Here is a 382-nt window from a genome sequence, read left to right on the forward strand (position 1 = left end):
AAGCTATTAACTTAACTGCCTTCCTCACAACTGAAAGTACTTTACAACCCGAAGGCCTTCTTCATACACGCGGCATGGCTGCATCAGGGTTTCCCCCATTGTGCAATATTCCCCACTGCTGCCTCCCGTAGGAGTCTGGACCGTGTCTCAGTTCCAGTGTGGCTGATCATCCTCTCAGACCAGCTAGGGATCGTCGCCTTGGTGAGCCATTACCCCACCAACTAGCTAATCCCACCTGGGCTAATCCTGACGCGAGAGGCCCGAAGGTCCCCCTCTTTGCTCCGAAGAGATTATGCGGTATTAGCTATCGTTTCCAATAGTTATCCCCCACATCAGGGTATATTCCCAGGCATTACTCACCCGTCCGCCGCTCGTCAGCAAA

1 rRNA gene is annotated in these 382 nt (G+C 52.9%); it reads right to left on the reverse strand.

The annotated features are described in order from the left end of the window. A 16S ribosomal RNA gene (locus VXS03_RS20125) occupies positions 1–382 on the reverse strand; the annotation flags it as partial.

The organism is Photobacterium sp. S4TG1 (assembly GCF_036040035.1).
In the GTDB taxonomy this organism is placed as follows: domain Bacteria; phylum Pseudomonadota; class Gammaproteobacteria; order Enterobacterales; family Vibrionaceae; genus Photobacterium.